The 25,108-nt window shown below is 67.0% G+C and carries 21 protein-coding genes and 4 pseudogenes; 14 read left to right on the top strand and 11 right to left on the bottom strand.

The features are described 5' to 3' along the window. The first annotated feature begins 223 nt into the window (after positions 1-223). Complete coding sequence (locus ABZY57_RS04190; RefSeq protein ID WP_356507927.1) at positions 224-670, top strand: hypothetical protein; 447 nt, start codon at positions 224-226, stop codon at positions 668-670. A 90-nt stretch (positions 671-760) separates the two neighbouring features. Here ABZY57_RS04190 and ABZY57_RS04185 read toward each other — a convergent pair. Then, positions 761-946 (bottom strand): annotated as a pseudogene (locus tag ABZY57_RS04185) (IS110 family transposase); the annotation flags it as partial. A 549-nt stretch (positions 947-1,495) separates the two neighbouring features. Beyond that, complete coding sequence (locus ABZY57_RS04180; RefSeq protein ID WP_356507925.1) at positions 1,496-2,371, bottom strand: hypothetical protein; 876 nt, start codon at positions 2,369-2,371, stop codon at positions 1,496-1,498. A 321-nt stretch (positions 2,372-2,692) separates the two neighbouring features. Between ABZY57_RS04180 and ABZY57_RS04175 the strand changes: the two genes are divergently transcribed. The 9 genes and pseudogenes from ABZY57_RS04175 to ABZY57_RS04135 all read left to right on the top strand — a co-directional run bounded on the left by ABZY57_RS04175 (position 2,693) and on the right by ABZY57_RS04135 (position 11,385). Next, entirely contained in the window at positions 2,693-3,016 is a 324-nt protein-coding gene (locus ABZY57_RS04175) for a hypothetical protein (RefSeq protein WP_356507923.1), read from the top strand. A 389-nt stretch (positions 3,017-3,405) separates the two neighbouring features. Next, a pseudogene (gene istA, locus ABZY57_RS04170) lies at positions 3,406-5,083 on the top strand (IS21 family transposase). Beyond that, positions 5,080-5,871 (top strand): IS21-like element helper ATPase IstB, encoded by a 792-nt coding sequence (gene istB / locus ABZY57_RS04165; RefSeq protein WP_331735306.1) that lies wholly within the window; start codon positions 5,080-5,082, stop codon positions 5,869-5,871. Before istA ends, istB begins: the two are co-directional and overlap by 4 nt. 616 nt (positions 5,872-6,487) lie before the next feature. Beyond that, positions 6,488-6,751, top strand: a complete 264-nt coding sequence (locus ABZY57_RS04160) for a hypothetical protein (RefSeq protein ID WP_356507921.1) — start codon at positions 6,488-6,490, stop codon at positions 6,749-6,751. Positions 6,752-8,038: 1,287 nt separating this feature from the next. Further along, positions 8,039-8,281, top strand: coding sequence for a hypothetical protein (locus ABZY57_RS04155; protein WP_356507919.1), 243 nt, complete (start codon positions 8,039-8,041; stop codon positions 8,279-8,281). 76 nt (positions 8,282-8,357) lie between these two features. After that, a complete protein-coding gene (locus tag ABZY57_RS04150; RefSeq protein ID WP_356507917.1) occupies positions 8,358-8,987 on the top strand; it encodes a hypothetical protein in 630 nt (209 codons plus the stop codon). 193 nt (positions 8,988-9,180) lie between these two features. Further along, a complete protein-coding gene (locus ABZY57_RS04145) occupies positions 9,181-9,591 on the top strand; it encodes a hypothetical protein (RefSeq protein WP_356507915.1) in 411 nt (136 codons plus the stop codon). A 79-nt stretch (positions 9,592-9,670) separates the two neighbouring features. Next, positions 9,671-10,165 carry a hypothetical protein gene (locus tag ABZY57_RS04140; RefSeq protein ID WP_356507913.1) on the top strand — a complete coding sequence of 165 codons (495 nt, stop codon included), beginning with the start codon at positions 9,671-9,673 and terminating at the stop codon, positions 10,163-10,165. 854 nt (positions 10,166-11,019) lie between these two features. Continuing rightward, positions 11,020-11,385, top strand: a complete 366-nt coding sequence (locus ABZY57_RS04135; RefSeq protein WP_356507911.1) for a hypothetical protein — start codon at positions 11,020-11,022, stop codon at positions 11,383-11,385. 1,267 nt (positions 11,386-12,652) lie between these two features. Here the strand turns inward: ABZY57_RS04135 and ABZY57_RS04130 are convergent. After that, positions 12,653-13,123: a hypothetical protein gene (locus ABZY57_RS04130; RefSeq protein WP_356507909.1), complete on the bottom strand. Its 471-nt coding sequence runs from the start codon at positions 13,121-13,123 to the stop codon at positions 12,653-12,655. Positions 13,124-13,292: 169 nt separating this feature from the next. Between ABZY57_RS04130 and ABZY57_RS04125 the strand changes: the two are divergent. Further along, positions 13,293-14,397, top strand: a pseudogene (locus ABZY57_RS04125) (hypothetical protein). Between the two features lie 68 nt (positions 14,398-14,465). Here ABZY57_RS04125 and ABZY57_RS04120 read toward each other — a convergent pair. The 3 genes from ABZY57_RS04120 to ABZY57_RS04110 all read right to left on the bottom strand — a co-directional run bounded on the left by ABZY57_RS04120 (position 14,466) and on the right by ABZY57_RS04110 (position 17,218). Beyond that, positions 14,466-15,746: an IS701 family transposase gene (locus ABZY57_RS04120; RefSeq protein WP_356507907.1), complete on the bottom strand. Its 1,281-nt coding sequence runs from the start codon at positions 15,744-15,746 to the stop codon at positions 14,466-14,468. Positions 15,747-15,802: 56 nt separating this feature from the next. Continuing rightward, complete coding sequence (locus tag ABZY57_RS04115) at positions 15,803-16,606, bottom strand: hypothetical protein (RefSeq protein WP_356507905.1); 804 nt, start codon at positions 16,604-16,606, stop codon at positions 15,803-15,805. Positions 16,607-16,960: 354 nt separating this feature from the next. Next, the gene (locus tag ABZY57_RS04110) at positions 16,961-17,218 is read right to left on the bottom strand and encodes an acyl carrier protein (RefSeq protein ID WP_356507903.1); all 258 of its coding nucleotides are present in this window, start codon (positions 17,216-17,218) and stop codon (positions 16,961-16,963) included. A 394-nt stretch (positions 17,219-17,612) separates the two neighbouring features. Here ABZY57_RS04110 and ABZY57_RS04105 point away from each other — a divergent pair, with 394 nt between their 5' ends. Continuing rightward, entirely contained in the window at positions 17,613-18,374 is a 762-nt protein-coding gene (locus ABZY57_RS04105; RefSeq protein WP_356507901.1) for a hypothetical protein, read from the top strand. A gap of 420 nt (positions 18,375-18,794) precedes the next feature. After that, the gene (locus ABZY57_RS04100) at positions 18,795-19,313 is read left to right on the top strand and encodes a hypothetical protein (RefSeq protein ID WP_356507899.1); all 519 of its coding nucleotides are present in this window, start codon (positions 18,795-18,797) and stop codon (positions 19,311-19,313) included. A gap of 56 nt (positions 19,314-19,369) precedes the next feature. Here ABZY57_RS04100 and ABZY57_RS04095 read toward each other — a convergent pair whose 3' ends face one another. From ABZY57_RS04095 to ABZY57_RS04085, 3 genes and pseudogenes are all read right to left on the bottom strand, one after another. Beyond that, positions 19,370-19,708: a hypothetical protein gene (locus tag ABZY57_RS04095; RefSeq protein WP_356507897.1), complete on the bottom strand. Its 339-nt coding sequence runs from the start codon at positions 19,706-19,708 to the stop codon at positions 19,370-19,372. A 994-nt stretch (positions 19,709-20,702) separates the two neighbouring features. After that, positions 20,703-21,398: a DUF1963 domain-containing protein gene (locus tag ABZY57_RS04090; RefSeq protein ID WP_356507895.1), complete on the bottom strand. Its 696-nt coding sequence runs from the start codon at positions 21,396-21,398 to the stop codon at positions 20,703-20,705. A 701-nt stretch (positions 21,399-22,099) separates the two neighbouring features. Further along, positions 22,100-22,381 (bottom strand): annotated as a pseudogene (locus ABZY57_RS04085) (Ku protein); the annotation flags it as partial. Between the two features lie 213 nt (positions 22,382-22,594). On the opposite strand from ABZY57_RS04085, the gene ABZY57_RS04080 reads away from it, so the two are divergent. After that, entirely contained in the window at positions 22,595-22,975 is a 381-nt protein-coding gene (locus ABZY57_RS04080) for a hypothetical protein (RefSeq protein ID WP_356507893.1), read from the top strand. Between the two features lie 317 nt (positions 22,976-23,292). Here ABZY57_RS04080 and ABZY57_RS04075 read toward each other — a convergent pair whose 3' ends face one another. After that, positions 23,293-23,829, bottom strand: a complete 537-nt coding sequence (locus tag ABZY57_RS04075) for a hypothetical protein (protein WP_356507891.1) — start codon at positions 23,827-23,829, stop codon at positions 23,293-23,295. Positions 23,830-24,638: 809 nt separating this feature from the next. Next, positions 24,639-25,064, bottom strand: a complete 426-nt coding sequence (locus ABZY57_RS04070) for a DUF4259 domain-containing protein (protein WP_356507889.1) — start codon at positions 25,062-25,064, stop codon at positions 24,639-24,641. Positions 25,065-25,108: the final 44 nt, after the last annotated feature.

Genomic DNA, 25,108 nt, shown 5'->3' with positions numbered 1-25,108 from the left:
CTGCACCGTGTGCGGACCGGGGGGCACTGGCGTGACCCGAACGATCCGGGCCGTCCGGCGCGACGAAGAGCTGGGGTTCGGTCGGACGGCTGTCCGTGCTCGGGCTGACCGCACCCGCGGTCCGGCTCGCGCCGGCACGGTGCAAGACTGGGCACCTTGCTCGACGGAGGCAAGTGGACCTCCGTGTAAGGCGTTTGGGGGGATTGTGCGCAAGGTTGGGTGGGTGGCCGCGGCCGCCGGTGTTGTGCTGCTTGTCGCGGGGTGCGCCGGTGAGGGCGGTGTCAAGGTGGAAGCGGCCACGGTCGCAAAGGAGGTCGACGCGGCCGCGACCGCGGCCGGGTTCACCAAGGACTCGTCGGTCGACCTGGTGAGTCCCGAGGTCAAGGAGTGCAAGCTCGACTGGGTGGCGGACGACCCCGGTAAGGCCGCCGATCCGAAGAAGTCGTTCGCGGACACGATCGCCGGCCTGGTCGAGGCCGGCTGGACCGAGGGAAAGAGCGACCGCAAGGGCTACGCGGACGTGAAGATCGTGACTAAAGGCGACTGGGAGGTCCGGGGGGCAGCCGACCTGGATAAGGGGATCAAAGCCGTGGTGTTCGCCGGCACCAATACGTCCTCAGAGTGCGTCCCGCTCCTCATCGCCGACCTGGGGAACAGCAAGAAGCACTGACGGTCCGGGTCACCAGCCCCGTCCCACGCCCTTCCGATGGGCGCGGGACGGGTCGGACACGGAGCGGTCACATGATCGGCCGGACAGGTCCTAGCTGGACGGCTCGGGTGCTACGACGTCGTAAAAACGCCGGTCACGGATCAGGGCCCACAGGACGTTGACGCGGCGCCGTGCGAGGGCGATTACGGCCTGGGTGTGGCGTTTCCCCTCGGCTCGTTTGCGGTCGTAGAAGGTTCGGGAGTTGGGGTCGTAGCGGACGCTGGTCAGCGCGGACAAGCCACACCCGGCACCCCTGGGCGGCCCAACCATACGAAGGGCTCGGCCATCCCGTCCCTGGAACGTAAGGCCAACTAGAACGCGAAGTCTCTGTCCCGTCTCACCGAAGGTTGGCCAGTCTCACCGAACCTTGACCACTCGGCTGTTTGTCTCATCGAACTTTGACCGCCGCAGGTCAAGAGCAGATGTGGCCCCCGAGCCAGGCCGGCGCTGACAGCGACGGGGCTGGCCAAGGGTCGCCTGGCGGCTGAGGTCGTCGTCCGGGCGGGCGCGGCCGGCCAGGACCAGGCGGCGATTGCCCAGGTCCACGTCGTCGAGCTGGAATTCACGCACGCACTGCCTTCGGCCGGGCTGGCGTGGACGGCGGCCAGGGACAGGGCGAGTCGTACGGCCGGCGCCGCGTCGACGGCGGCACGGACCTCGTCGCCAAGCCGCTGCGGCCTCACGGAGAATTCGGGCTGACAGACCTGGGTTTCGTCACCACGCAGGCGATGCCATCTGCCCGCTCGTGGAGTGCAGCCTCCGAGAGTCAGGAGCGGCCCGACCGAGTCAGCGGGAATCCGTTGCGTCGTCATCGGCCGGGCCCGGGGCTGCCGTGCTGTCGGCGGCCTGGCCGACGGCTCGTTCCGCGCGGAGTTCTTCGGCGACCTCGTAGGCCCGGCTCGGATCGTAGACGGTGGCTGTAGTGGCGGGGCTGTGCATCGCTGCTGCCCGGGGCGTGTACCGATAGATTTCGACGCCGCGCTGGGCGGCAATGCCGTCGACCTCGCCGACGGGAACCCGCCACAGCTCGGCGGTGTGGGACGGGGTCCACCACCCGTCCGGACGCGCGAAGTCTCGCTTGACCTCCGTCTGACGCTCCACCGCCACCTGGGACCCGCCGAGTTGCTCGGTCAACCAGTCGGTCAGCGCCTGTGCGTCGACCCGGGTGAGCGGTGCGAACGCCCCCGGTTCGCACTCCACCTTCTCGCTGCCGGTGTGCAACACCACCTTGATCGACTGTCGCCGCCCCAGACTGAGTCGCTCGATGACGACGACTCGCTGCAGATCAGCCATCGCCATGGTCGACGAACGCAGAAAGCGGGCGATCACGACCTGGGCCGGATTTCCCAGGGGGCGGAACTCGACCCACCGCACCATCGTGGAGGCCGCGACGTACATCAAGCCCACGGCGAGCAGGATCACTGCGACGACCGTGAGCGCCAGGAGGACCCAGAAACTGCCCCAGATGAATGAGTTCCCCGTGATCGCGGCGGCCACCAGAGCGGCCAGCAGAAGTGGGGCCGCGAACATCGCCGGGACCATGATGCTCCCGCCGAGCGCGACAGCCAGCTCCCGGACCCGGCTGGGCACGAACAGCAGCCGCCATCCGGCTGTCACGGGTAACACAACTTCCGCAAGCGAGCCGGGATGTTGAATTTTCATAACTCAAAGGTAGGACTCGGCAAAGGAGTTTGTAAGGCCACAGCGAGCCGTACCTTCTCGAGGACCGGAACCGCAGGCGACAGCGCGTCAGCCGACCAGGTGGTGCCGGCCTGTCCCGGGGGCCACCTACCTGCCCTTGACCTGCGGCGGTCAAAGTTCGATGAGACAAACAGCCGAGTGGTCAAGGTTCGGTGAGACTGACCAACCTTCGGTGAGACGGGACAGCTGACCTCTTTCGCGGTGACCTGGCGCCAATCTCGATGGTCTGGTCTGCCTTGACCGGACGACGGCGGGCGCCCGCGGCGCGCCATACTGCACGTCGTGAATCGCGAAGACCTGGCCAATGCCCTCGAAGGACATCCAACCGATGCCGCCAATGAGGCTGCTCTAGCCTTGCGGGCCGGGGCCACCTTCAAAGTGTGGCAACAGCTGCAGTCGGCTCACCGGTACCTCGACGTCTACGCATGGCGGGCTGAGTGCATGGCGCAGGACGGTGTCTCCACCTGCAAGGACTTCGAACAGGGGTTGCCGGATCTTCGGCGTGCGGGAGATGACCCAGTCGCCTTGGGCCGGGTCGATACCGCCGAAGGCACCCACCTGGTCTTCCTGGCCGCCGATCTGAAGTCCTGCGTGGCCGTGCTGTAGCAGCGGCCGGCCGGTCAAACTTCGATGAGAACAGTCAGACTTCGTTGAGACGGGACACCGGCCTCACTGAAGACTGACTGGCTTTGTTCATGAGAACGGGTTCTGGCTCAGGTTGTGTGACTTGCGCACCGTGAGTGACCGATGAACTCCCGCAGCTCCATGGGAAGTTGCCTGAAAACGAGCAGTGTCAAGAGTGACTGGGCCGACAGTTCGGGGCTGTGAATGAGATCCTGCTCCGGCTGGCTATGTCGATCATTGAGGGAGGCGTTTGTTGGCGGTTGCGGGAGGCGGTCCTGACCGAGCCTGTTGATGTTGCTTTGTTTTGACGGCAGTTGAAGTCTTGTGGTGGGACTCTGGGTGTGCTTCTCCCACTGGGGGCTCCCATGCGCATGCCGAAGTCGAAGGTCGAGCTGTACGCGGCGATCCGTCGTGACCACCGTCTAGGCGGCAGTTCTATGCGTGCGCTGGAGCACAAGTACGGCGTGACCTGGCGACCGTTCGCAGGGCTCTGGACGCGCAGTGGCCGGAGCCGCGCAAGAAGCACCGCCCCCGGACAACCCGGCTGGATCCCTACAAGCGGATCATCGACGGCTTCTTGCAGGCGGATCTGGACGCGCCGCCGAAGCAGAAGCACACCGCGAAACGGATCTTCGACCGGCTGGTCGACGAGCACGGGGCCTACGAGATCTCGTACCAGATGGTCCGTTCCTACGTCGCCGGCCGCCGCAAGCAGATCCTGCTGCTCGCCGGCCGGGGTCAGGAGTCGGTGTTCATCCCGCAGTCGCACATCCCAGGCGCGGAGGCCGAGGTCGATTGGACGTGCACATCGTGCTGGCCGGGGTCCCCACCCGTTGTTACCTGTTCTCTTTCCGCCTGTCGTACTCGGGCAAGGCGGTCCACCGGGTCTTCGCCTCGTGCGGTCAGGAGGCGTTCATCGAAGGCCACGTCCACGCGCTGAAAACCCTGGGAGGCGTCCCCCGCGGCAGGGTCCGCTACGACAACCTGAAGGCCGCGGTCTCCCGGGTGATCGGACTGGGACGCATGCGGGTGGAGGCCGAACGCTGGACCCAGTTCCGCTCACACTGGGGCGTCGACGCGTTCTACTGCCGGCCCGGAATCGAGGGCGCCCACGAGAAGGGCGGGGTTGAGGGCCAGGTCGGCTACTTCCGGCGCAACCACTTCGTCCCCGTGCCCGTCGTCGACTCCCTGGCCCAGCTCAACGCGATGGTCGACCAGTGGGACATCGACGACGAGTCCCGCCGGATCAGCGCCCGCCCCCACACGATCGGCGAGTACTTCCGCTCCGAACAGCCACGGCTGAAACCGCGGCCGGAGGAGCCGTTCGAGACGGGCCGCTGGTTCACCCCGCGAGTGGACCGTTACAGCCAGATCACCGTCCGCTCCAACCGCTACTCGGTCCCCGTCCGGCTGATCGGGCAGTCGGTCCGGGTGCTCCTCAACGCGAATGACCTGGTCGTCTACGACGGCCGGAGCGAGATTGCCCGGCACGAGCGCCTCAGCACCAGGGGCGGCTCCCAGCTGGTCCTGGACCACTACCTCGAAGCCCTCATCCGTAAGCCCGGCGCCTTCCCCGGCTCCACTGCGCTGGAGCAGGCCCGCTCGGCCGGCAGGTTCACTCCCGTCCATGACAACTGGTGGGCCGCGGTCCGGTCCGCCCACGGAGACGCGGAGGGCACCCGGGCCTTGATCCAGGTGCTGCTTCTGGGACGCCACATGCGGCACGAGCACGTGGTCGCGGGCCTGGCAGAGGCCTTCCGGGCCGGCGCTCTGACGGCGGACGCGGTCGCTCTGGAGGCCCGCAAGGCCGCCGACGGCGACGCTCCCGCGCCCCAAGCTCCCGCACCCGAGGTGCCTGCCCCACCCGTCGAGGAGCACGCGACGGTGACGTTCCTCGCCGACTACCGGCTGACCCACTTGCCGCCCGACTACCGGCTGACCCACTTGCCGCCCGACACCCGGCCTCTGCCCTCGGTGGCCGCCTACGACCAACTCCTCAACCGCCGCCGGACCGGCGGCCAGGGCACCAGCCAGGGAGAAGCGACATGACCGTCCCCCGCCAGCGCGAACTGACCGAAGAAGCCGCTACCACCGCGATCGACCAGGCCTGCCGGATGCTGCGGCTGCCCACCATCCGAAGCCAGTTTCCGGACCTCGCGGCCGCGGCCTCCCGCGAGCAGATGTCCTACCGAGGCTTTCTGGCCGAGCTGCTGATGTCCGAGTGCGACGACCGGGCCCGACGCCGGTCGGAGCGTCGCATCAAAGCCGCCGCCTTTCCCCGCGATAAGTCCTTGCGTGCTTTCGACTTCGACGCCAATCCGAACGTCGACCCGGCGGCCATCCACACGCTGGCCAAGTGCGAGTGGGTCCGCAAGGGCCAGCCGCTCTGCCTGATCGGCGACTCCGGGACAGGCAAGTCCCACCTGCTGATCGCGCTGGGCACCGAGGCCGCGATGAAGGGCCACCGGGTCCGCTACACCCTTGCCACGAAACTCGTGAACGAGCTCGTCGAGGCCGCGGATGAGAAGCAGCTGACCAAGACCATCGCCCGCTACGGCCGCGTTGACCTGCTCTGCATCGACGAACTCGGCTACATGGAACTCGACCGCCGCGGCGCCGAACTCCTCTTCCAGGTTTTGACGGAACGGGAGGAAAAGAACAGTGTGGCGATCGCCTCGAACGAATCGTTCGGAGGCTGGACCAAGACCTTCACCGACCCCCGGCTCTGCGCGGCCATCGTCGACCGCCTCACCTTCGGCGGCAACATCATCCAGACCGGAACCGAGTCCTACCGCCTCGCCGCGACCAAAGCCCAAGCGGAGCGAGCAGCCGGCTGAGGGGCCGCGGGACTGCGTCCTGAGGCTCTGACGGAGCTCCAGCTTCGGTCTCCCTCAGCAGCCCTCCCTCATCGTCATAGAGCTCAAGCCTGAACCGCAGGCCGAACCGGGTCAGTAGTGCTGCCAGATCTTCGAACCGTTGAGGATCGACGACTCCGTTCAGGAGAGTGTCGCCCTCGGTCGGGTGCACCTCGATGCGGCACCAGCTGGTCTCGATCTCATACGACTCCCACGACGCCGATCTGGAACTCCAGCCCGCCCCGATGAACCGCTCGGCCACCAACGAAGCACTCGGGGCACCTGGCAGGCCACCACACACGTTGTTGTTGATCTCATGCCAGACGGGATCGAGCGGCTGTCCCTCATCGGATATGTCCACAGCTGGATTATGAAGCAGACCGCGGCCCCCGATCGCACACGCTAGCGACATCAAAACTCAACGATGTTGATCACTCAACCCTGAGCCCCACGCCTCCCGAAATCCTCGACAAACGACTCCCAAAGAAGTCGTCATAGCCATCCGGCTGGAGGAGTTACTGTTCCCGTCGATCGCGGACGTCGCGGTGCTGTCGGTCGACGTGAACTTCAGCGCGAGCAGCGCACGGAGAACATGCTGATGCCCGCCGTACTCCCGGTCACGGCAAAGCACGGCAAACGGCTCCGGGCCGAGCCCATCGCCCAGCTGTACGCGCAGGGCCGCGTCCACCACGTCGGTCAGTGGCAGCAGTTGGAGCAGCAGACGGTGACCTGGATCGCCGGCATGGACTCCCCCGACCGTATGGACTCCCTCGTGCATGCGATGACCGAGCTCGCTGACCCGCAGCGCAGCGGCTCCGCATCCTCCGGGTATCAGGACCAGAGGTTGTCAGATCGCAGATAGCTGCGAGGGCGCCGCTAGGCCGGGGCGGATGTCCGCTTGGCAGGTCGGCCGACAGTGCGGGGGTCCAGACGGGGGCTCCATCGAAGGTGTTCGGAGAGGACCCCCGCTGTTCGGGCCCGCATAGTCCAGCGGCTTGCCGTGGAGTAGGAGACCGCTTCAGCCCCCCACACCGCGCGCATCAACTTGAGTGGAGGAAGCGGAGCCTTCGGCCGCCAGCGGCCCGTCTTCTTGTCTCTCACCATCTTGCGTTGCGAAAGGGCAAACCCGTACAGCTTGGCTACCTGGAGGAGATGCTGCTCTCCGCGCTTCCGCGCCCCGAGCGGGCCGGCGACAAGACGGGCCATCTCCAGGTGGGGTCGCAAGTCATACGTGCAGATGTCCTCGGCGTAGTCCACGGACGGAACAACCAGCCGCAGGATCTGGGAAATGGGCATCGTCCCGACTCCCTTGGGCGTGAGGTGGTGAGGAGATGCCGGTCGGGCCGATTCCATCGTCAGAGCGCAGACGTGATGGTCCCGGCGGGAGAACCTGACGTGGAACTCCCACTCTTCAAATCCCGCCACACCTCCCACTCGTGCGCCTTTGCTCGTCGCATCCACGTGGGGGGATGCCTCCGCGGGCTGGTGGGCTGGCCGTCTGGGGGCATCCTCAGCAGGCTCGCCCCGTCCGGGCCTGCTGGCCTGCGCGACGACGCCGAGGACCTTGTGCTTGCGGGCTTCGCGCAGCCAGTTGTCGACGCATCCAAGACTCCTGCTCCACACGGCTGCAACGACGTGTCGAGGCGGGAACCCTCTACGTACAGCGGCCTCGTACACCTCGGCGACCATCCGAGAGTGGGACTCTCCGCCTCCTCGCGGACGCCTGGACCACGAACGATCGAGTTCCCGTGCAAGCTCAGGGCCGAGGTTCGCCGCGGTGCTCGCGACCGCAAGCATCCGGTCGGCCTCCCCCCGGAACCACTGCGTGCCCTCCGGGGGTAAGGGCTCCGCGCCTTCGGAGCAGACAGTCAGGGAGCAGGCCCGCAGGATGCCGTGTTGGCCCGGCCTGAAGCCGATCGTCACCAGCAGCCCTGGGAGTCCAGGCACTCCTCGAAGTTCCACGCCGACAGCTTGGTCCTCTGCGGATCCTTCGCCACCAGGCATCACCTGCACGTCCACTCGCTCACCCCCTCCGCAACCTTTACTAATTCTCGCCTACTGAGGAGGCTTTTGGGGGACATAGCATGACACCTAAATTCGACATGCCCCGGCCGGGCTCCCAACAACGACCTCTCCTTCGGAGTTCCGCATGTCGAACCCCCCATCGTCCCCCCAGCGTTCTCTCCTGCCCGTTTTGGTACGCGCCGGGCAGGTCGCCTCCTTCGGCCTCGGCATCGTCTTCGGCAGCATGTCCCTCTACAACCTGTTGACCAGTCCGTCCATCGCCGCAGCTGCCTGGGGGACGCTGTGCGGAGTGGCCATGAGCGTGTGGGACAAGCTCATCACGTACGGCATGGCACTACGGGCGACCACGAAGCCGGAGAGGGAGTAAGCCCCTTGGGGTCCAGCGGTACGTGCTCGCTCCCCTACGCTGTAGGTGGCGTGGGGCTGTCGAGGGTGATCTTCTCGTGGGCCTGCGCAATTTCGTGTCCGACGCCTGGTCGTGGCTGAACTACAAGCCGATAATGACGGCTGCCAGCAGCGGGCTGCCTCATCGGGCTCTCGCTCCTCAGGTGCAGGCGACATGGGTTCCCCGTGATGCTCTGCGCAGACTGGCTGCGTACAAGATCCTCGCGGCATACGACGCGAATCAGGCCGGGGAGCTGGCCGTTCTTACCGGCAACGACGCAGGGGCCGAGCGGCGCGAGTTCGGTGACGCCGCAGTCTTCGTCGATACCGCTCTCGCGCACCTCCTCGGCAAGTCCCAGCAGATCGTGGTGGCGGGCGCCGAGCACGCCGGGACCGATGAGCCCGACCCGCAGGCGCAGGCGGCGGCTGCCGTGCAGCTGCTGTTGCGCGCATGGGCGGAGAAGGAGCTCCTGCCGCTGCGGATGCAGGCTGCCGAGCGCAAGGCGGTACTGCTCGGGGACGCGGTGTACCTGCTGGCCTGGGACCCGGACAAGGGGAGGGCGCGGCTGCGGACCTTCGACCCCGGGTTCTACTTCCCCGTGCTCGAGCGCCTTCGGGGCCTGCAAGCTCGACGAATCGACCTTCAAGCCCCAGAAGATCGCGCCACTGAACTCCTGGAAGCTCGGTGAGTCGTACTACACCACCACGGCCACGGAGGAGGACGCGATCGGGAAGTGTCAGACCACGTGGAGCCTCACGCTCACCAACCCGGGCTACACATCAGCGAAGAGCAACTACATTTTGAACGAGTTCCGCTGCGACAACGCGGCCGGAGGGAACCCGCGCTCGGTGGGCTGCGTCGTTCCCTGGTACGCCTCAACCATGGTCTACAGCAAGGCTGCGGCCCCCGAACTCGCCTCCCACATCACCCGAGCTCAGAACTCAGGACTCCCCGGCGCTACCGTCCCCCTGACCCACACGACAAGCGGCACCGTCTATGACAAGAATCGCTCTATGGCCTGCCCCACCAAGGAGACGCGGCCGGCTGGCAAATCCTGCGACGAATACCCCCTGGCCAGCACACACCAGGGCCTGGCCATCGGCGGCGGTGAACGTCGCACCTTCCCCGGCTGCTCCATTCCAGGGGTGCCGTCCGGTACGGGCGCAAAGGGAGTCAGCGCCTGCATGATCAGCGTGGAAGATCAGAGGTACCAGGGCGGGGTCACAAGCAAGTTTTACCAACGCCAACGCGTCTTGAACGCCGATCCCTTCCTCGTGCGCATCGGTAGCTAAGGGGCAGGTCGCGCGGTGCGAGTCGGCCAAGTTCTCGATGCGTCCCGCACCGCGTGACCCGCTGGCATAGCCTGCGGTCATGACTGAATCGGCTGTCATCAGGGTGAGCGACGGGCAGTTCTCCATCACTGGGGGATACGACTACGAGGTCGAGTCCGCCGACTGGTCCAACACGCTCGCCGCCCCCATGGACCACGGTGCCTACATCATCACCGGGATCCACAGCGGACCCGTGAACGTCGAGACCCGGATCACCTCCACACCACCCCCGGCGGACACGGAGGGATGGGAGGAGGTGGTCGAAGTCAGTGTGCACGCCGACGAGGTCGACCTTGCCCTGAACTACTGGTCGGGCCACGGGCCGAGCAAACCCCCCGCTCTCAGCGACCACGGCCCCGGCTGGTACCGCATGCGGGTACACGCCCGTGGGCGCACCCTTGAGCCGGACGGAGTCAGCGAGGAGCCCATCGAGGACTACCTCATCACCACCTGGCCCCAACAGCCGGCAGCCCCGACCGTCCTGCGGAGCAGCGAGCGAATCGAAGCGGGGCTCCGCAGAGCCGGCCGAGCCTGACTCGGTCAGCCGTCCCCCTGTCGTGGTTGAGGACGGTGTTCCCAGCACGGCGCCCACAGTCACAGGCCCTGCTCACCGCCAGGACCACTCGGCCCCGGCAGCGACCACGCCGTCTTCGGGCGCCGGTCATCCGCCGTCGTCGTCTCCAGCGATGCGCCGTCAATCTCTGCCCCGACGCCCCCACCTGGATAGTCATATTGATCATTCCAGGTGAGGGGTATCGGAGGACCGCAGGGCGTCACGCTGGCATACGTAGACTCGGCGATGGCGCGGGGACGTCGAGGAGCTGCACGTCCTGATGTCCCGCACCATGCCTACTCCCGGTGCCGTCCTCGGTTACCGCCGCGACGGCCGCCCCATCTTCCCGATCCTGGGCGCCTCCTCCGAAGACCACCCTGCCCAAACGCCGCACCGCCCGGCCCGACGCACACCCGGAGCGGGAGCGGGAAGCGGGGACATGAGGGAGCTGTGCCGCGCCGCCCACGGCGTCACCAGCCCCGCCATCGCCTCACCTACCGCTGACCTGCGGTGCGCCCTCGCACAGAAAATCGAGCACATGGTGTTGGGCTCCCGCACCGAGGAGCAGCGCCATGAACTCCCCACCCCACCAGTAGGCCGCAGCTCGTCACCTGGGCGCCCAGCCAGACCGGCCCCTGTGCCCGGTGGCCCGTTGACTGCACTAACGGTGCCCAGGCCCCGGCGCCGTGATTCGGGGCAGGGCGGGCGGTCAGACCCTGACCGCCCGTTCACGATGGCGAGGGCCACACCCGCTCGCGCCAGGCGTTCGGGGGCTGGGAAGCGGATCGCCGCGTCGGAAACCCGAGGAGCGATGGAGGGACGAACTGCGCCTGGCTATGGGAAAGTTCATGATGGGGCGTCACCGGCTGCTCGGGGAAGGGCGGAATATGGCGGACGAGGGAGACGGCTGGCTGACGGAGCGCCAGGTGAGCAGCTTGTGGCCGGGCGTGGGTACTAGCTCGGTGTATGTGAATGCGCTGGCCCATGGGGTGCGGACCCATTCGGAGAGCTGGATGACCACTACGGGCTATGCCGGCAAGATGTGGTATCACGCCGACGACGTGCGGCGAGTGGCCCCACAGATAGCAGCCGAGCCACTCAAGGGGCCGTCCCAGGTACCGTGCTGTCTGGTGCTGATCGTTCTGGCAGCGGGACCGGTCGTGTGGCTGGCGATACAGATAGAAAGCGCAGGCGGGTGGTGAAGGTCAAGTGTGTGGCTGCGCGGCCGGCCAGCCGCGAGATGCTGGGGTGTCCACTCTGGCTCGTTGGGCAGGGCGCTTCCGAGCCTCAAGGAGAGGCTGATCAGATGCCTACACGCGTGGGTACGGCGTCCGCACGTTCGTAGCCGCGCACCTGGGTGAGGACTTGTCGGATCGTGATGAGGTCTTCGGCTGGCGCTTCGATGACGGCCTCGATCTCGCTGTCGGTACAGAGAAGCCATGCCCCCACATCCCGTTACGGGATGGGGGCCAGCCCCCTTTGTGAGGCGTGCACGAGCGCGCGGCGGGTGCAGTACGGGAGCTGAACCCTGGCTGCCTTGCCCCGGTCCCGGTCAGGGGGTCAGCGACTGGTGAGCGATCGGGTGCGCAGTTCCGCGCATCGAATGCCGCCGCCGGGATGCCACTCCATCACCGGGCCGGCTGTGTCCCCGTGCTCCGCGCACCAAGACATCGGGACCAGGCCCCCGCAGTCGTAGCGGCGGCACGCGCAGTCCTGCGCCGAGCCGGCGTACGGCACCCCGTGGCGGACCGCGCCGCCCGCCGCACCCTCCACAGCAGCAGCCCGTACGCGGGGGCCAGGCAGCACTCGCTCCTGACCTACAAAGCCAGGTGGACCAGCCTCAGCCGGCGTGGGCGGCTGCCAGGGTTCTCTGGAGCCGGCGGACCGCGTCTTCGGCCTCCGCGTACTCCCGCAGGGTCGGCTGGACGGCGCCGAAGGTAGGGCCGTCTCCGGCGGGCAGGGCCCGCCAGTGTCTCCGGACCTCGCGGCCTACGTTCGCCGGGGGCCGGCCTGGAAATAGGCGGTATGTTCTTGGAAGGGGGTAACGTTGTGGGGGATTCGAGGGCCTACCCGGTCTATCGAGATGAGATCGGCAGCGTAGACGCAGTTATTGCCGTAGCTGAGCTTCTCGTCGAGTGTGGGGAACTGTGGGTCACCGCGACCGTGGACCTGGAAGCCGGACTGTCTCAGGTGGACGACGTGCGGTGTGCCGCGGAGCTGTTCCCTCACTCCCTGTTCCCCCTCGCCCTGTTCCACGGGGGCGGTGCCTATCTTCGGGGCCCGGAGCTGCCGCAGAACGATGCCGCGCTGGCTTCACTGCTACCTCTGACACTATCCGTGGCGGCGCCAGTTGACAGCGATCTCCTGAGAAGGGCTCCTGAGATCCTGTCTCGTGCAGCGTGGGGGCAACTCGCCTGGATGGCCCTGTCATGGCCAGCGGTGGCCGAGCTCGGTCTCGGACCCGACGGCTCACGTACCGGGGTGCAGGCCTGCTTCAGCATCGACGCCGATCACGAACCCGCCGTCGGCCACACGGTATACGTGCACGTTCACCCTTACGCGGGCGAACGTGCACGACACCTCGCTCGACAGATCGGACACGACATCGTCGGCCCCTCCGAGGACGGCTGGTAACACACCTCCGACAAAACGAGCTGCTCCGTTAACAGCATCCCGAAACGCAAGACCGACGACGTCCCGCGCCCAGCAGTACTCCGCAGTGTCCTGGAACAGCGCACGCTCGTCCTCCTGTGACGACCCCATCGCAGCGAGACGCTGCAAGGTCACCACATCAGCCAGACCATCGACTGGCCCGGCCGGTTTCGTCTTCGTGCCGCTCCCGCCGATCAGCGTGAAACGGCGGGTATCGGAATCCGCCACGAACATGAAAATTCCGGCGAGAACTCCTGGAATCCAGGAGAGACCGGAAAATTTCCACACGTTCGCGTGGAACCTCAGCCGCCCCTCTTGACCAGGATGAAGAGGACCAACGAAACTTCCGCGGCGGAACCGGAACCCATCGCAACTCCAGTTGGATGCTCGCCGCGATGGCGGCCGCCATCATCCCGCCCGGCGCCACCACCGTCCTCGAAGCAGGTGAGGTGCAGCGGTGGTTGCGGCCGCGCCCTGTCGCCGCTCTCCACCAGGTCGGACCGCAACCGCGGCCAAGCTCCGTACGTACGGGCTGCACACCACCGGTGACCTCGCCGACGCACCCCTGCCCGCGCTGACGAGGATCTTCGGCGCAGCCACCGGACGCTCCCTCCACGCCCAGGCCCACGGACACGACCTCCGCACCGTCCAGCGCGAGCCGATCGCGAAATCCACCGGCGCGGAGCGGACCTTCGGCCACGACGTCCTCGACCCCGACGAACACCGACGAACCCTGCTCGACCTCACCGAGGAACTCGGTGCCCGGCTCCGCGACGCACACCAAGCGGGCAAACCTCGTCCTGTCCATCCGGTACGCCGACCGCTCCACCAGCTCGCGCAGCCGTACGCTGCCCGAACCCACCGCCCACACCCGCCCGCTCGCCGTCGCCGCCTACGAGCTGTACGACCTCCTCGCACTCCAGCGCGCCCGCGTCCGCTCCATCAGCCTGCGCGCACAAGACCTCCGGCCCGCGACAGAAGCCACCGAGCAGCTCACCCTCGACCCCGCCGACGACCGAGCCCGAGCGATCGACGGTTGCCCCTCCCGCTGGAAAGGGCAACCGTCGCCCTTTTGCCAGGAGCGCAGGGTCGATCCACCCGCGGCAACAGGGGCTCTATTCGATCCCACGCCACGTGCGAACTCACCTCGACCTGCCAAGATCAATGATCAGAGTGCCCGCGCTCGGACTCCCACCCGGGGTCCGTCACGAACCGGCTCAGCCGGTAGGTGGCCGGCAGCGCCAGGCGCCCGCACAGCGTGTCGATCCGGATCATCGACCCATCGACTCCTGCCTCCCGAAGACGGCGCAACCTCGTACGCATCTCCGCCTGGTCCCGAGTCTCAACGACCACTTTCCACTGCCCCGCACCCGGCGCGGTGCGAGCGGCAAGCCGCAGACTCTCGGCCTCATGTCGCCGCCTTGTCTTCCCTTGTCCTGGCACCAGTCCAGACTCACTGGCCGACGTCAGGACGGCAAGGCAATTGGACCGAGCACGCACATCCCCGCTCCGTGATCATTTGTCAGACAGGCTCTAGTAGGACTCCGTTAGGTTGCTCTTGATCTTGGTGTGGTGTGTGGTCTGTTCGGGAGGGGCTGCCGGCAGGTGGTGCAGATACCGGTCCAGCACCTCAGGATGTCTTGGAGGGCGTCGAGGGTCTGGTAGAGAGTGAGGCCGGTCCGGGGACTTTTGGGGCCAGCCTCTGCTCTGTGAGGAAGGCCTGGGCCGCGGTCACAAGGGCGACGTGGTGGTGCCAGCCCGGCCAGGACCGCCCCTCGAAGTGGTCAAGGCCCAGGCCGTGCTTGAGTTCCCGGTAGTCGTGTTCGATGCGCCAGCGGACCTTGGCGAGACGGACCAGTTCGGTGATCGGGGTGTCGGCCGGGAGGCTGGAGAGCCAGTAGTCGGTCGGGGATTCGGCGTGCTCCGGCCATTCGGCCAGTAGCCAGCAGTCAGGCAGGACTCCGTCCCACCAGCCCTGCGTGGACGAGGCTGCGGCTTTGATCGGACGCTCGACGGCCTTGCCGCCGGGCCGGACCCTCACGGCGGCGAAGCAAGACTTCAACCGGCCTCGGGTTCCCTGCCGCCAAGTGACCGTGGTGAATGCCTCCGGCCCGAGACCGGCGGCCAGGGTCGCCACCGACAGTGCCGGGTGCCGGTAGCGCGGCTGGGGCCAGCAGCCGACCGGCCCCTTGCGGGGCGGCGCTTCGGGCTCGGCATCGAACCGATAGGCACTCACGTCTGCCCGGACGGCCAGGACATAGTGGATTCCGCGGTCGGCAAGCCCAGCCCTGAAGTGTGCGTTGCTGCCGTAGGCGGCATCCGCCACCACGACTGGAGGCCTCATGTCCCAGCCGGCCAGCGTGTCGAGCATGTCCAGGGCCAACCGCCACCTCTCACGATGGGTGACCTCGGACGGGACGCGGGTAGACGTCCTTCGATCGTCGTCCGCTTCCCATGATCGCGGCAGGAACAGCCTCCACTGCAGCGGGCAGGAGGCGGCATCCCTCGCGGCATGGACACTGACCGCGACCTGGCAATTGGCGCGTTTGCCCAGGGCTCCGCAGTACTGCGGGGCCACCCCGACCGACATTCTTCCGTCCTTGGGCAGCGACACATCGTCGATCACCCACGCCGTCGGAGCGATGAGCGGCAGCATGCGCTCGCAGATCCGGCGCTGCACCGGCACCGGATCCCAGGTGGACTGGTTCACGAACTGCTGCAGGTTCTGCTCGTTGCCGTCCGGCAGCCGAGCGGCCATGGCCTGGATCGACTTGCGCCGGCCGTCCAGCATCAGTCCCCGCAGGTAGCAGTCGCTCTTGGCCCGCTGGTCCTTGCGCCTCAGAGAGGCGAACACGTCAGCCACATACGACGCCAACTCGGCGCGCACACCGTCCACTTCGCGCGTATCCACGCATCCGTCATGCCCACCCGCGAACAGCCCCAACCGGAGGACCTAACGGAGTCCTACTAGGGCAGGTTCATGATCACGACCAGGAAGACGACGAAGGCCATCACGCCGAGACCGACGAGAAGAACCAGCAAGGCGAAGACCGCGTCCCCGGCGATCTTGAGCGGCGAGTAGCACAGCGTCCTTCGGTCCGGATCGGCCGCGGCATAGGCGACGTAGGGATTCCCCTGGACCTTCTTGTCGTGGATATCGCGCCTCGCGCCCTCCAGCTCCGTGTAGGCGTAGGTCGCGGTGCTGAGGTACTCCGTGACCACCGTCGCCTCGACGGTGATGCCGGACCGGGGCAAATGCCACTGCAGGAACACGAAGTACCAGGCGAAAGCACCGAACCACGTGATCCCGAGGCCGATGGGAGCACCCACCAGCGCCACGATCGCGCTGGGCAGGTCACCCAGGATCCAGGCGACCAGGGCGGAGGCGGCCGACAGTACACCGATGCCGATCACCGGGTTCCTGAGCGGATCGCTTTCGGGCGCGGGCTCTGTGTACGTGGACACCAGTGTCGAGCCGTCGACCGTCCCGCTCTCCTCGGTACGCTCGGGCAGGGCCGCGGTGACCGCCGGGACGAACAGCGCCGCGGCGGCCTGGCTCACGCCGTCGACGCGGTGCACGGCGGGAGCGGTTCCGGCCGGGGCGCGGAGCTCGACCGTGACAGCGCGCCCCTCCAGGCGGACGCGCGCGACCGCCGGGAGGGGGATGGTCACCTCCTCGGCGTCCCGACGCCATGTCAGCGCATCACCGGTGAACTGGAGCACGGTTCCGCGGGAGCCACGCAGGACAGGTACGAGCGACGGGTTCGACATGTCGAAGATCGTAAAAGGCATGAAGACCCGCGGGGAAGGGAGGGGGACGAGACCGAATCCGGGTAACCGTCCCATTCCCCGCCCTCCTTGGCGTGACACCTACCCGGGAAGAGCCCCGGACGGCCCGGCCAGCGGTGCTTCAATCGCTTGAATCAGTGGCGCGGCATCACCTGCTACGAGAAGATCGCCCAGTCCAACGAGGCAGCCGTCACCCTCGTATCACTCCTGATGTGGGCCTGACACTTTGACGACAGCTCCCTAGTGACGCACGGGGGCTGCCGGGGCTCGGCCAGCTCGTAGCACCGCACGTACGCGGCGCCTGGGGCGACACGAGGCTGCGGCGCCAGTGCGGTCCTAGCTCTTGTTGGCGATCTTGGACATCACCAGGTCGGCGACGGTGCGCATGGTCACGGGGTCCACCCCCTCGTTCGTGAGACTCACGGCGTACCGGGCCTCGAGCCGGACGGCGAGCTCCGGGACGGCGAGGGAGTCCAGTCCGAGGTCGCTGAGCGAGGTGTCGAGATGACCGTCCAGAGGAGTGCTCCTGTCACTCGCGTCCCCGACGAGCTCCTGGACCGTCTTGAGTACATCTTCGTTCAGAGTCTGGGTCATGCCCGTTCAACGATCATGTGGCCGCTGAGGGAACACCCTGCAGTTTCGACAATCACCGCTCGGGGTCTTCGCGGCAAGCAGGCCGCGAGGCCCCGTTGTGTTCAGGCGCTCCGGCGTGCGGCCCACGGTCTTCTTCGCCGGCTGTTTCCCTGCCGCATCCTTGGTTGTCTCCGGTTCTCATGGCCCCCGGATGCGTCACAGCCGGCCCCGTCCCGCTCTCCTCTCCCGGCACCCGCGCCCCGGCGGATTCCGCTTCGCCGGCACTGGCGCCCGCGCACTCCTACGGACCCGGCGGGGGCCTTCTTCGCGCCGCCGCTCAGCTCAGCTTGTTCTTTAAGGTCTGACCCGCTGGCGAGATGTGGCCGCGGGTTACCAACCACCCCGAGCAAATCCGATGGCACCGACAACCTCCGGCGACAAGACTGCACCGGTGAATACCCTGCCACCGCCGCCCGGTCCGCTCCTCCTGCCGGTACGAGACCCGCGCGCCCGCGACCTCGTTCTCGACTATGCGGAGATGTACGCTCTGGTTGGCGACCTGGTTCTGCCCGGCGGCGCGTCGATGTACGTCATGAGCGCGTTGGAAACTTCCCGCGAGCTCATTCGGCACTCCTACTACCGGTGCGAGTTCGCCACCGTCGCCGTCACACATTCCCTGTTCGCCCTGGAGCACGTCCTCGCCGTGCGTCTGGCCACGAACGAACCGCTCCACGTCCTCATCGAGCGGGCCACCGACGCCGGGCTCATCACGGCCGAGCTCGCCATCGAACTCGACCGCATCCGACTGCTGCGCGACGAGCTCACACAGGGCGCCGAGTCAAGTGCCGCTCTCCGCCCGCTCCGGGCCGTCGCAATGCTGCGTTCCGTGTTCGATGCCGTCTCCCTACTCCTTCGCCCACCGTCCGCGGCAGAGACGACAACCGCCGGCGTGGGCGGAGCACAGCTCGAAGGCGGACTCGCCCGTTTGTGGGAAGACCACCTGCGCGCATTGTTCCCCGACGGCTTCCGCGGTGTGGACTTCGACGGCGTGGATCTGGTCCTCCTGGACGCTGACGTCACCGGCCTCGTGCAGAGGGAGCTGAAGGGCGGGCTCGACGGCAGTGACGTCGCCTATCTCTGGGCTGCATTGCCGACCTCGACAAGATCGTTCCTCTGATCAACGAGGAGTACTGCGCCTCCTACTTTGCGAATCTTCGGACGATGGCCCAGGTCGCAGCAGCGCCCTACGTCCCCACCGCGACGTGACCACTGAGGTTGAAACAAGCGGTCTCCCATGGCCTCCTCAGGGTCTGGCTCGGTTCGGTGCGAGCGTGGAGACGGCCGGCTTGCGGTCCCCCTGGACGGGTACATTGGCGCCCTCCTGCTTGAGAATTCATCCCTGCGGCGCGCGGCTGTGGCAGCGATCAGGCGCTGGAACAGCAACGTGTCGACTGCCGCGCGTCTGCCCGGACGGCATCACCACGGGGAGCGCCCGCATCCGCAAACTGCAGCAGCGGACGTCCGCGCGGCCGGACGTGTCCTTCCTTCCGCGGCCCCGAACGGAGGAAGCCCCGAACCCGACTGGCATGATCGTGCTGTGACCGAAACGAACTGGGAAGGCTGGTACCGCCAGCTCCTGGCCGCCGTGGCGCTGCTCGCCGCTCCCGCGCCCGACCAGTTGGCCTGGCTGGACAAGCATGCCGTCCCGGTGGACGAGATCGCCCTGAACTTCGACGACGCGGCCGTGATGGCACAGCAGCTCGGTGACGAGGGCTGGCTCACCCCCGAGGCGCTGTCCGAACTCGCGCGGATGGACGACCTCCTCGGCCACCTGACCGCGGACGAAGGATCCACGGACTGGACCGCGCAAGGCCTCAGAAATCACGAACTGTGGGCACAAGTCCGTCAGGAAGCCGACCAGTTCCTGCGCGCACAAGGCGAGACGAAACGGGCGATGCTCGGATCGACCCGGCGGGGCTGCCACCACCAGCTGGCGGACCGCGCTGTCGTATGTTCGGGCACCGGGGTTGCCGCTGGCGGCGGCAACCCCGGTGACGTCTGTCCGGAGCCGGTCCGCAGTCCCCCCACGCGGTGTTCTTCCCTCGCGCAGGCGTAGCCCGTTCGTGCGGTGTGCTCCCGACTCGCCCTCAGTGGCCAGCAACAGCCTCGGTGTTACAGCGGCCCGATCCGGTTTGCTTGCAGCAGGGGAGCCAGAGGAGCTCCCTCACTGAACGTCAGCGAGGTTGCAACTTGGCCGCTGCCCTGGCTGGCAAGGATGGTAATCGCGTCACCGGCGTTGAGGGGCAGGGTCACGGACACGTCCTGGGTGACATTGCTGAGACCGGAGGGGGCGTCGTTGTTCTGGTTGTCGACTGCGACGAACAACCCGTTGACGGCGATCCCGAATTGACGCCACCCCGCCGGGGCGATGGCCCATTGGATCTTTGCCTGCAGGAGATAGCGTCCGGATGTATTGACGACGAGCGCGTCGTTCGCGTCGCCAAACGTCATACCGCTGTTGTAGTTCGCGGCGTTTAGCTGGACCTTGGTGATTACTCCTTCGGTTGGAATGGCTTGGTCGGTTGTGGAATAGACGCCCGCTCCGACACTGACCTGAGTCCCGGCAGGCCCAGTTACCCCTGTTGCACCCGTGGCTCCGGTGGCTCCCGTGGGGCCTGTTGCTCCGGTGGGTCCCGTGGGGCCGTCCACCCCGGGTGCGCCCGTGGCTCCTGTGGGGCCGGTCGCCCCTGTTGCGCCGGTGGCTCCGGTGGGACCTGTCGGGCCGACGAGGCCGTCAGGCCAGTAGCCGTGGCCGGGGCCGTGGTCATGACTTTCCTCGCAGCCGCGGGGCTTCTTCCAGGGTGGCTGATCACCGTGGCACTTTGGGCCGGGATCGCTCAAGGCCACCACCGGGGAGGCCGCAGCGGTCATCGGGCTGGCAAGCCCCAGTACGACCAACACCAGGGAGGCCGTGACACCCCGGGCCGCCATGTACTTGACCCGCCGCGGTAGTGGGCCGAAGGGGAACCGCGTCCTGTCCACGGGACTCATGAGGGGCTCCTCAGAAGATCATCTGAGATGACTTGTGTCATCGGCGCCATGATCCAGTCTCATCGCCGGGCGCCGACCGGAGGCGCGCAACGAAGTCCTCTCATTGGACCAGCGCGACGCTCGTCCACTGGCGGACTGGCGGGCGCGCGGTAGACCCGACCGGGTTGGCTGGCGCCCAGGGCCCGCTCCCACCCACCGTACGGATCGGCAGCAACCGCTCCCGAGCCTCCGTACCAGCCGTCTCAAGCCCTCGTGCCGCTTCTACCGTTCGCGCGAGCCCGCTCGATCGCGACAGAGCAGATCTCCCGCTACAGCCGTTCGCTGCCGCTCCGTCGCCCGAAGAGCTGGAGTAGTTCTTCCGCCTCGAAGCGAAGGCGCTGGAAGCAGCCCGGCCGAAGCGGGCGCCGGCGAACCGGCTGGGTTCGTGCCGTGTAATGGGCAAGGCGTCCAGCGGTCACGAGCAATCGAACCAGTGTCCGATGGGGCGTTCAGGGCAGGTGCGGCATTCGAAGATGTAGACGCCCCCTGCGTCGCCGAGGCACAGCCCGGCGGGGTTGTGGGCAGGGCCTTCCCATCGCTGACCGCCCCATTCGTTCTCGTCGGTTCGGTCCTCATCGGGAAGCCAGGTGCGCCAGGATTCACCGTCGAATTCCCAGCTGGACACGGTCAGGAGGTGCTCCATCCTGCTGCCGCAGCCTTCACAGTCGGGCCATACCGGATCTTGTGTCCAACCCGGGTAGCCTCCCAGCTTGATTCCTGGCGCTTCCGCGAGGTGGTAGGAGTACAGCAGGCCGGTTTCACCGGGCAGTGCGTCGAAGCGGTCTCGGAGCACGTCGCGAAGCTCGTCAGGAAGGTCCCAGCTCGGGTACTCAGTCACCTGTTCGGGGTGAACCACACAGGGCCCCGGATACCAGTTCCTGGGAAGCTCGGCCGCTGGCTCCGGGGTTGGCAGTACGTCGCCGACTGCACTGGCGTCCCGCCAGTGGACTTGGGGCAGGGGGTAGCAGAACTCGCCGTGACTGTAGGGGCACCACAGGACCTGCAGCAGGTCCTTGCCCTCGGGGAAGGGTATGCCGGGTGCGTCGGCACGATGGATCTGCACGATGGGAACCATGGGTGCAGCAGGCTGCGGCTGGCTGGTGGAGTTCATGGTGTCGTCGTAGTGCTCTTCCCGGCACACCGGCCACGGCTCGGCGGCAGGCCAGAGCAGAGGACCTCCGACGGAACTGTCCGTGCATGTCGGAGACCCAGGGCGTGGATGCAGGCGGACGGACTCGCGACGGAAGGGGAGCAGCTCGGGAAAGAGGCTCTCCATGTTGACGGGGCGATCAGGTGTGTGGCGGGACATACGCAGGACTTTAGAACTCAGGTACGACATCCAGCCCACAGGCTCAGGCCACCGCTCGGCACGTGGCCAGTGCCTGTCACCACCCCTGTGACGCACTGACGCTCCTGATCGGGTTGGGTACCGCGAACACGCTGAGCTGCACCGGTAGGAGAAACACCGCCCCGACGCCCCGACCGGCGCGGTCACCACGGCAATCAGCAGTCCGGCTGCCACCGCGCCGAACCCGAGCCACCAGTGCACCGCTGGCTCTCGTGATCAATCCGGCCAGTATCAGCTAGGCCGGGCCGCCGGGGGGCGACCCGTCGAGGAGACGTCACGCCTGGCAGGCAGAGTTCGAGGAGCAGGCAGCGGACGCGCCACTCGATCTCGTCGCGGATCAGACGGGCAGCCTTGACGCCCTGGCCGGCAAACCAGGAACCCGCACTCCTAATCCCGCCAACCAGAGAGTCTGAGTGCGGGTTCCTGTCGCCACAGCTCCAGGAATCTACGAACCCTCGCGCTTCAGCCGGCACGAAGCAAACGATGTCGATCGTCTTGGCCGTTGGGAGCGGCATGCCGTCGAGGTCCGCGTCGGTGACCTCCACGAGCGTGCCGGTCGCGGTCTCGTAGGCGCGCCCGATGTCCGCCTGGCTCAACTCTTGGCCGTCGAGCTCGCACCGCTTGCTGTACCGGACTCGGCCGCCGTCCATCGTGTGGATCTGGTGGAAGGAGATCGAGTCATCCTCGGTTGCCGGCACAAGTGCCACCGGAATCGTGACCAAGCCAAAACTGACAGCCCGCTCCATGTCGGTTTCAAGAGACCTCCGTCACCGCAGCAGACCCCTCTCCCCAGCGTCCCACCAGCGAGGATCTCCGGTGTGACCGTGCACGCTATCTGGCACTGGTAGACAACTTCGATGCTCAGTTTTCACAATGGATGTGAAGGTCGCTCGTCGGTAGCCTGCGCGTGTGGCTGAGACCTGGCATGAAACGCAGTTGATCAAGGATGGCTTCGGGGAGTGATCGCCGAGCTCGAGTGGTACGACGGACCGCGCGTCGGCCTCGTTGACATCGCCGGGAAGCCCTACTACTTCGACGGCTATGGCCAATACCTCGGCGACCGGGCTGACGAGTACCGCGTCTGGCCCGCGAGCCCGGCCGCGATGGAGATGGAACGCGAGCAGTGGGCAATCTACGTCGACTGGAACGAGCGGCAAGGGGCCGGGGCTGCGTACTTGGGCCATGGCGGGCTCGACGCGCGCTACGACGAATTGGACGTGCTGCTGGCGCAGTACCGTCAAGCTCCGGACGATGCGCCTCGGCTCTTGGGTGAGCTTCGGCATACCGGTGACGGCCACCGGATGGAAGGGACGGGCTACTGGTTCCGATGGCGTCCTTAGGCAGGTGAAGTCGCTGTTGCGCCGAAACCATCCAGGTCAGGCATTACCAGCGCGAGGCTGCCCGCCAACTCAAGTCCACACCCCGACAGAACTGGTGCTCATCCGACAGGTGTAGGGCTCAGTCACAGTCACAGCGGTTGTGACCGAGCACGATAGGTGGCACGGCCAGACAACTTCGATGCTCAGTTCTTCAGCGTTCACATGTCAGGGGCCCAACGTCGGATCGGGCGGCGTGGGGGTCCGCACAGCGGTGCCGAGCAAGGGTCTACTCCCGAAGCGGCTCACCTCGATCGGCCTGCGAGCGGGGGGCTGTTTGCTCACATGTCCGGTAGAACGAGGATGACTTCGGAGAACTTGAGGCCGTACTGGTCAGTCACCAGCCCGCACGGGCAGCCCAGGGTCACCACATGCCAGTCGCAGGTCACGGTCCAGGGCCCGTCTGCATTCGCGCATCTGGAGCAGTGGACGGTCGTGGCCGTCCACACGTCGTGGGCAGGCCTCTCGTAGTGCCGGAACCGGCCCTCGTACTGGACCTGCCAGGAAACGGCCGCGGGCGTCCGCGAACTGGTCCCGGACGGAACCGGGGCCGCCAGTGCGGCGAACAGCGCGATCAAGTCGGGCAAAAGGGCTTCGCCCGCATCGGCCAGCGGGACCGGCAAGCCGTCTGCCGTGCCCTGGCCAGTCGGGTAGTGCGGAGCCGCCGCAGCGGCTGGCGGATTCGGGGCGGCGAACCACGGCAGGAAGGCGCGAGCGACAGCGGCCAGGAGAGCGGCGGCTGGCGGACTGACCTCACCTGCGTCGAGGTGATGAACTGCGGTGCGCCAGATCCGCTGGAGCCGCCGGTCTCGGTCCATGGCCCGCTCCCGTGCACTGCCCACCTTGCGGGTGGGGAGCGGGGCGGAGAGACGGGCAAGGATCCTGGCCGCCGCGGACGTGTCCGCCGCGGAGGGGAGCCATTGCCCGGCGGCCAACAGCTGCCCGGCGCGGCCCGTCTCGCGTGCCAACGCACCTGTCAGCAACCGTGGGGTTCGGGAGATCGTCCCTGGAGTCTCTTGCCTGCCAGACACATCGTCCCCCGTTCGTCATGTGTGCCCGTCACCTGAACCGCGGACATCACACCACGTGTCCACGCGGGAGTGGACGTGCACCCAGTGGTCGCAAGACGGGCTGATCGCTCATTGCGGCGCCACTGTCCGACCGCCGACATGAATGCACAGCTCGACAGTTCCAATGCTCAGTGGACAGATCCAGTGCACGGTTGTGACTGATTCCCAATGACCGATGTCAAGCGTCGATGGTGACTACGGGGTGGGTGATGTCGTGCCGATCGCGCACCGGAACCTTGCCCACAGTGAGGTCGGCAAGGTGGTGCCAGAGACTCCGTCGGGAGAGCCAACATCCCGTGCCGTGGCGATCTGTTCTGCTGGATCTTCGCGAGGGTCTCCGCGGAATGTGACGGCCTCCTCGTCGATCCCGACCAGAGGTCAGCACCGGGGCAAGCCTGAGTGACAGCTGCGCGTACGTCGTCGCGCCGGCCGGGCGGCTCCGGGGTGTAGTCAGCGGGGATCTCGTGCACAGAGGTGACGTCGGCCGGTAGACGCATGAGAAGGACGTCCCAGCTCATAGTGACCTTCCGGGTAGGACGGGTGCGGGTCGGGGTGGGTCAGATCAGGCTGTGCTGTTCGCCCGATGACTGTGGCAGGAGCACGTTCTGCAGGCGGCGGATGTTCGCGCGCCAGGGCCCGCCGTCCGACTCGTCCCATAGGTCCATCAGTTCCGACGGTTCGGTCATGATGCGGTCGAGGGCCTGAAGGGCGAGATCGCGCAGGCCAGCGAGATCCGGGAGGGGCTCTTCCGGCCCATAGATTGGATCGGCAGGCTCACCCCCGGGGCACTGCGCCGCGACGAGCGCGGCCGCTGCTACGGCTACCTCGTACTCAGGTGCTTCGAGGTAAGCCGCGGTGTCGATCACGCGTGTGAGCGCACTGCGGACGATGCCCTCACGTTCGCCTGCAGCTACCTCATCAAGGTCACCACCAAAGTCCGCCGCGGTGTCGTTGTCGAAGGGGCCGACGTCCCAAGTGCCCATGGTCTCTCCTGATCACGATGTTGACCGGGGCATCCTGACAGAGG

Origin of the sequence: Streptomyces sp. NPDC006450 (assembly GCF_040612195.1) — a bacterium.
Classification (GTDB): domain Bacteria; phylum Actinomycetota; class Actinomycetes; order Streptomycetales; family Streptomycetaceae; genus Streptomyces.
This window is presented reverse-complemented; position numbering and strand designations above follow the sequence as displayed.

What these genes read in the sequence shown, in the direction of transcription:
- ABZY57_RS04155 (WP_356507919.1), top strand. Translation starts at nt 8,039, where the DNA reads ATGTCGAACCCCCCATCGTCCCCCCAGCGTTCTCTCCTGCCCGTTTTG.
- ABZY57_RS04145 (WP_356507915.1), top strand. Translation starts at nt 9,181, where the DNA reads ATGGTCTACAGCAAGGCTGCGGCCCCCGAACTCGCCTCCCACATCACC.
- ABZY57_RS04140 (WP_356507913.1), top strand. Translation starts at nt 9,671, where the DNA reads ATGACTGAATCGGCTGTCATCAGGGTGAGCGACGGGCAGTTCTCCATC.
- ABZY57_RS04180 (WP_356507925.1), bottom strand. Translation starts at nt 2,371, where the DNA reads ATGAAAATTCAACATCCCGGCTCGCTTGCGGAAGTTGTGTTACCCGTG.
- ABZY57_RS04070 (WP_356507889.1), bottom strand. Translation starts at nt 25,064, where the DNA reads ATGGGCACTTGGGACGTCGGCCCCTTCGACAACGACACCGCGGCGGAC.
- ABZY57_RS04090 (WP_356507895.1), bottom strand. Translation starts at nt 21,398, where the DNA reads ATGAACTCCACCAGCCAGCCGCAGCCTGCTGCACCCATGGTTCCCATC.
- ABZY57_RS04160 (WP_356507921.1), top strand. Translation starts at nt 6,488, where the DNA reads ATGCCCGCCGTACTCCCGGTCACGGCAAAGCACGGCAAACGGCTCCGG.
- ABZY57_RS04115 (WP_356507905.1), bottom strand. Translation starts at nt 16,606, where the DNA reads ATGTCGAACCCGTCGCTCGTACCTGTCCTGCGTGGCTCCCGCGGAACC.
- ABZY57_RS04095 (WP_356507897.1), bottom strand. Translation starts at nt 19,708, where the DNA reads ATGACGTTTGGCGACGCGAACGACGCGCTCGTCGTCAATACATCCGGA.
- ABZY57_RS04105 (WP_356507901.1), top strand. Translation starts at nt 17,613, where the DNA reads ATGGCACCGACAACCTCCGGCGACAAGACTGCACCGGTGAATACCCTG.
- ABZY57_RS04075 (WP_356507891.1), bottom strand. Translation starts at nt 23,829, where the DNA reads ATGGACCGAGACCGGCGGCTCCAGCGGATCTGGCGCACCGCAGTTCAT.
- ABZY57_RS04110 (WP_356507903.1), bottom strand. Translation starts at nt 17,218, where the DNA reads ATGACCCAGACTCTGAACGAAGATGTACTCAAGACGGTCCAGGAGCTC.
- istB (WP_331735306.1), top strand. Translation starts at nt 5,080, where the DNA reads ATGACCGTCCCCCGCCAGCGCGAACTGACCGAAGAAGCCGCTACCACC.
- ABZY57_RS04135 (WP_356507911.1), top strand. Translation starts at nt 11,020, where the DNA reads ATGGGAAAGTTCATGATGGGGCGTCACCGGCTGCTCGGGGAAGGGCGG.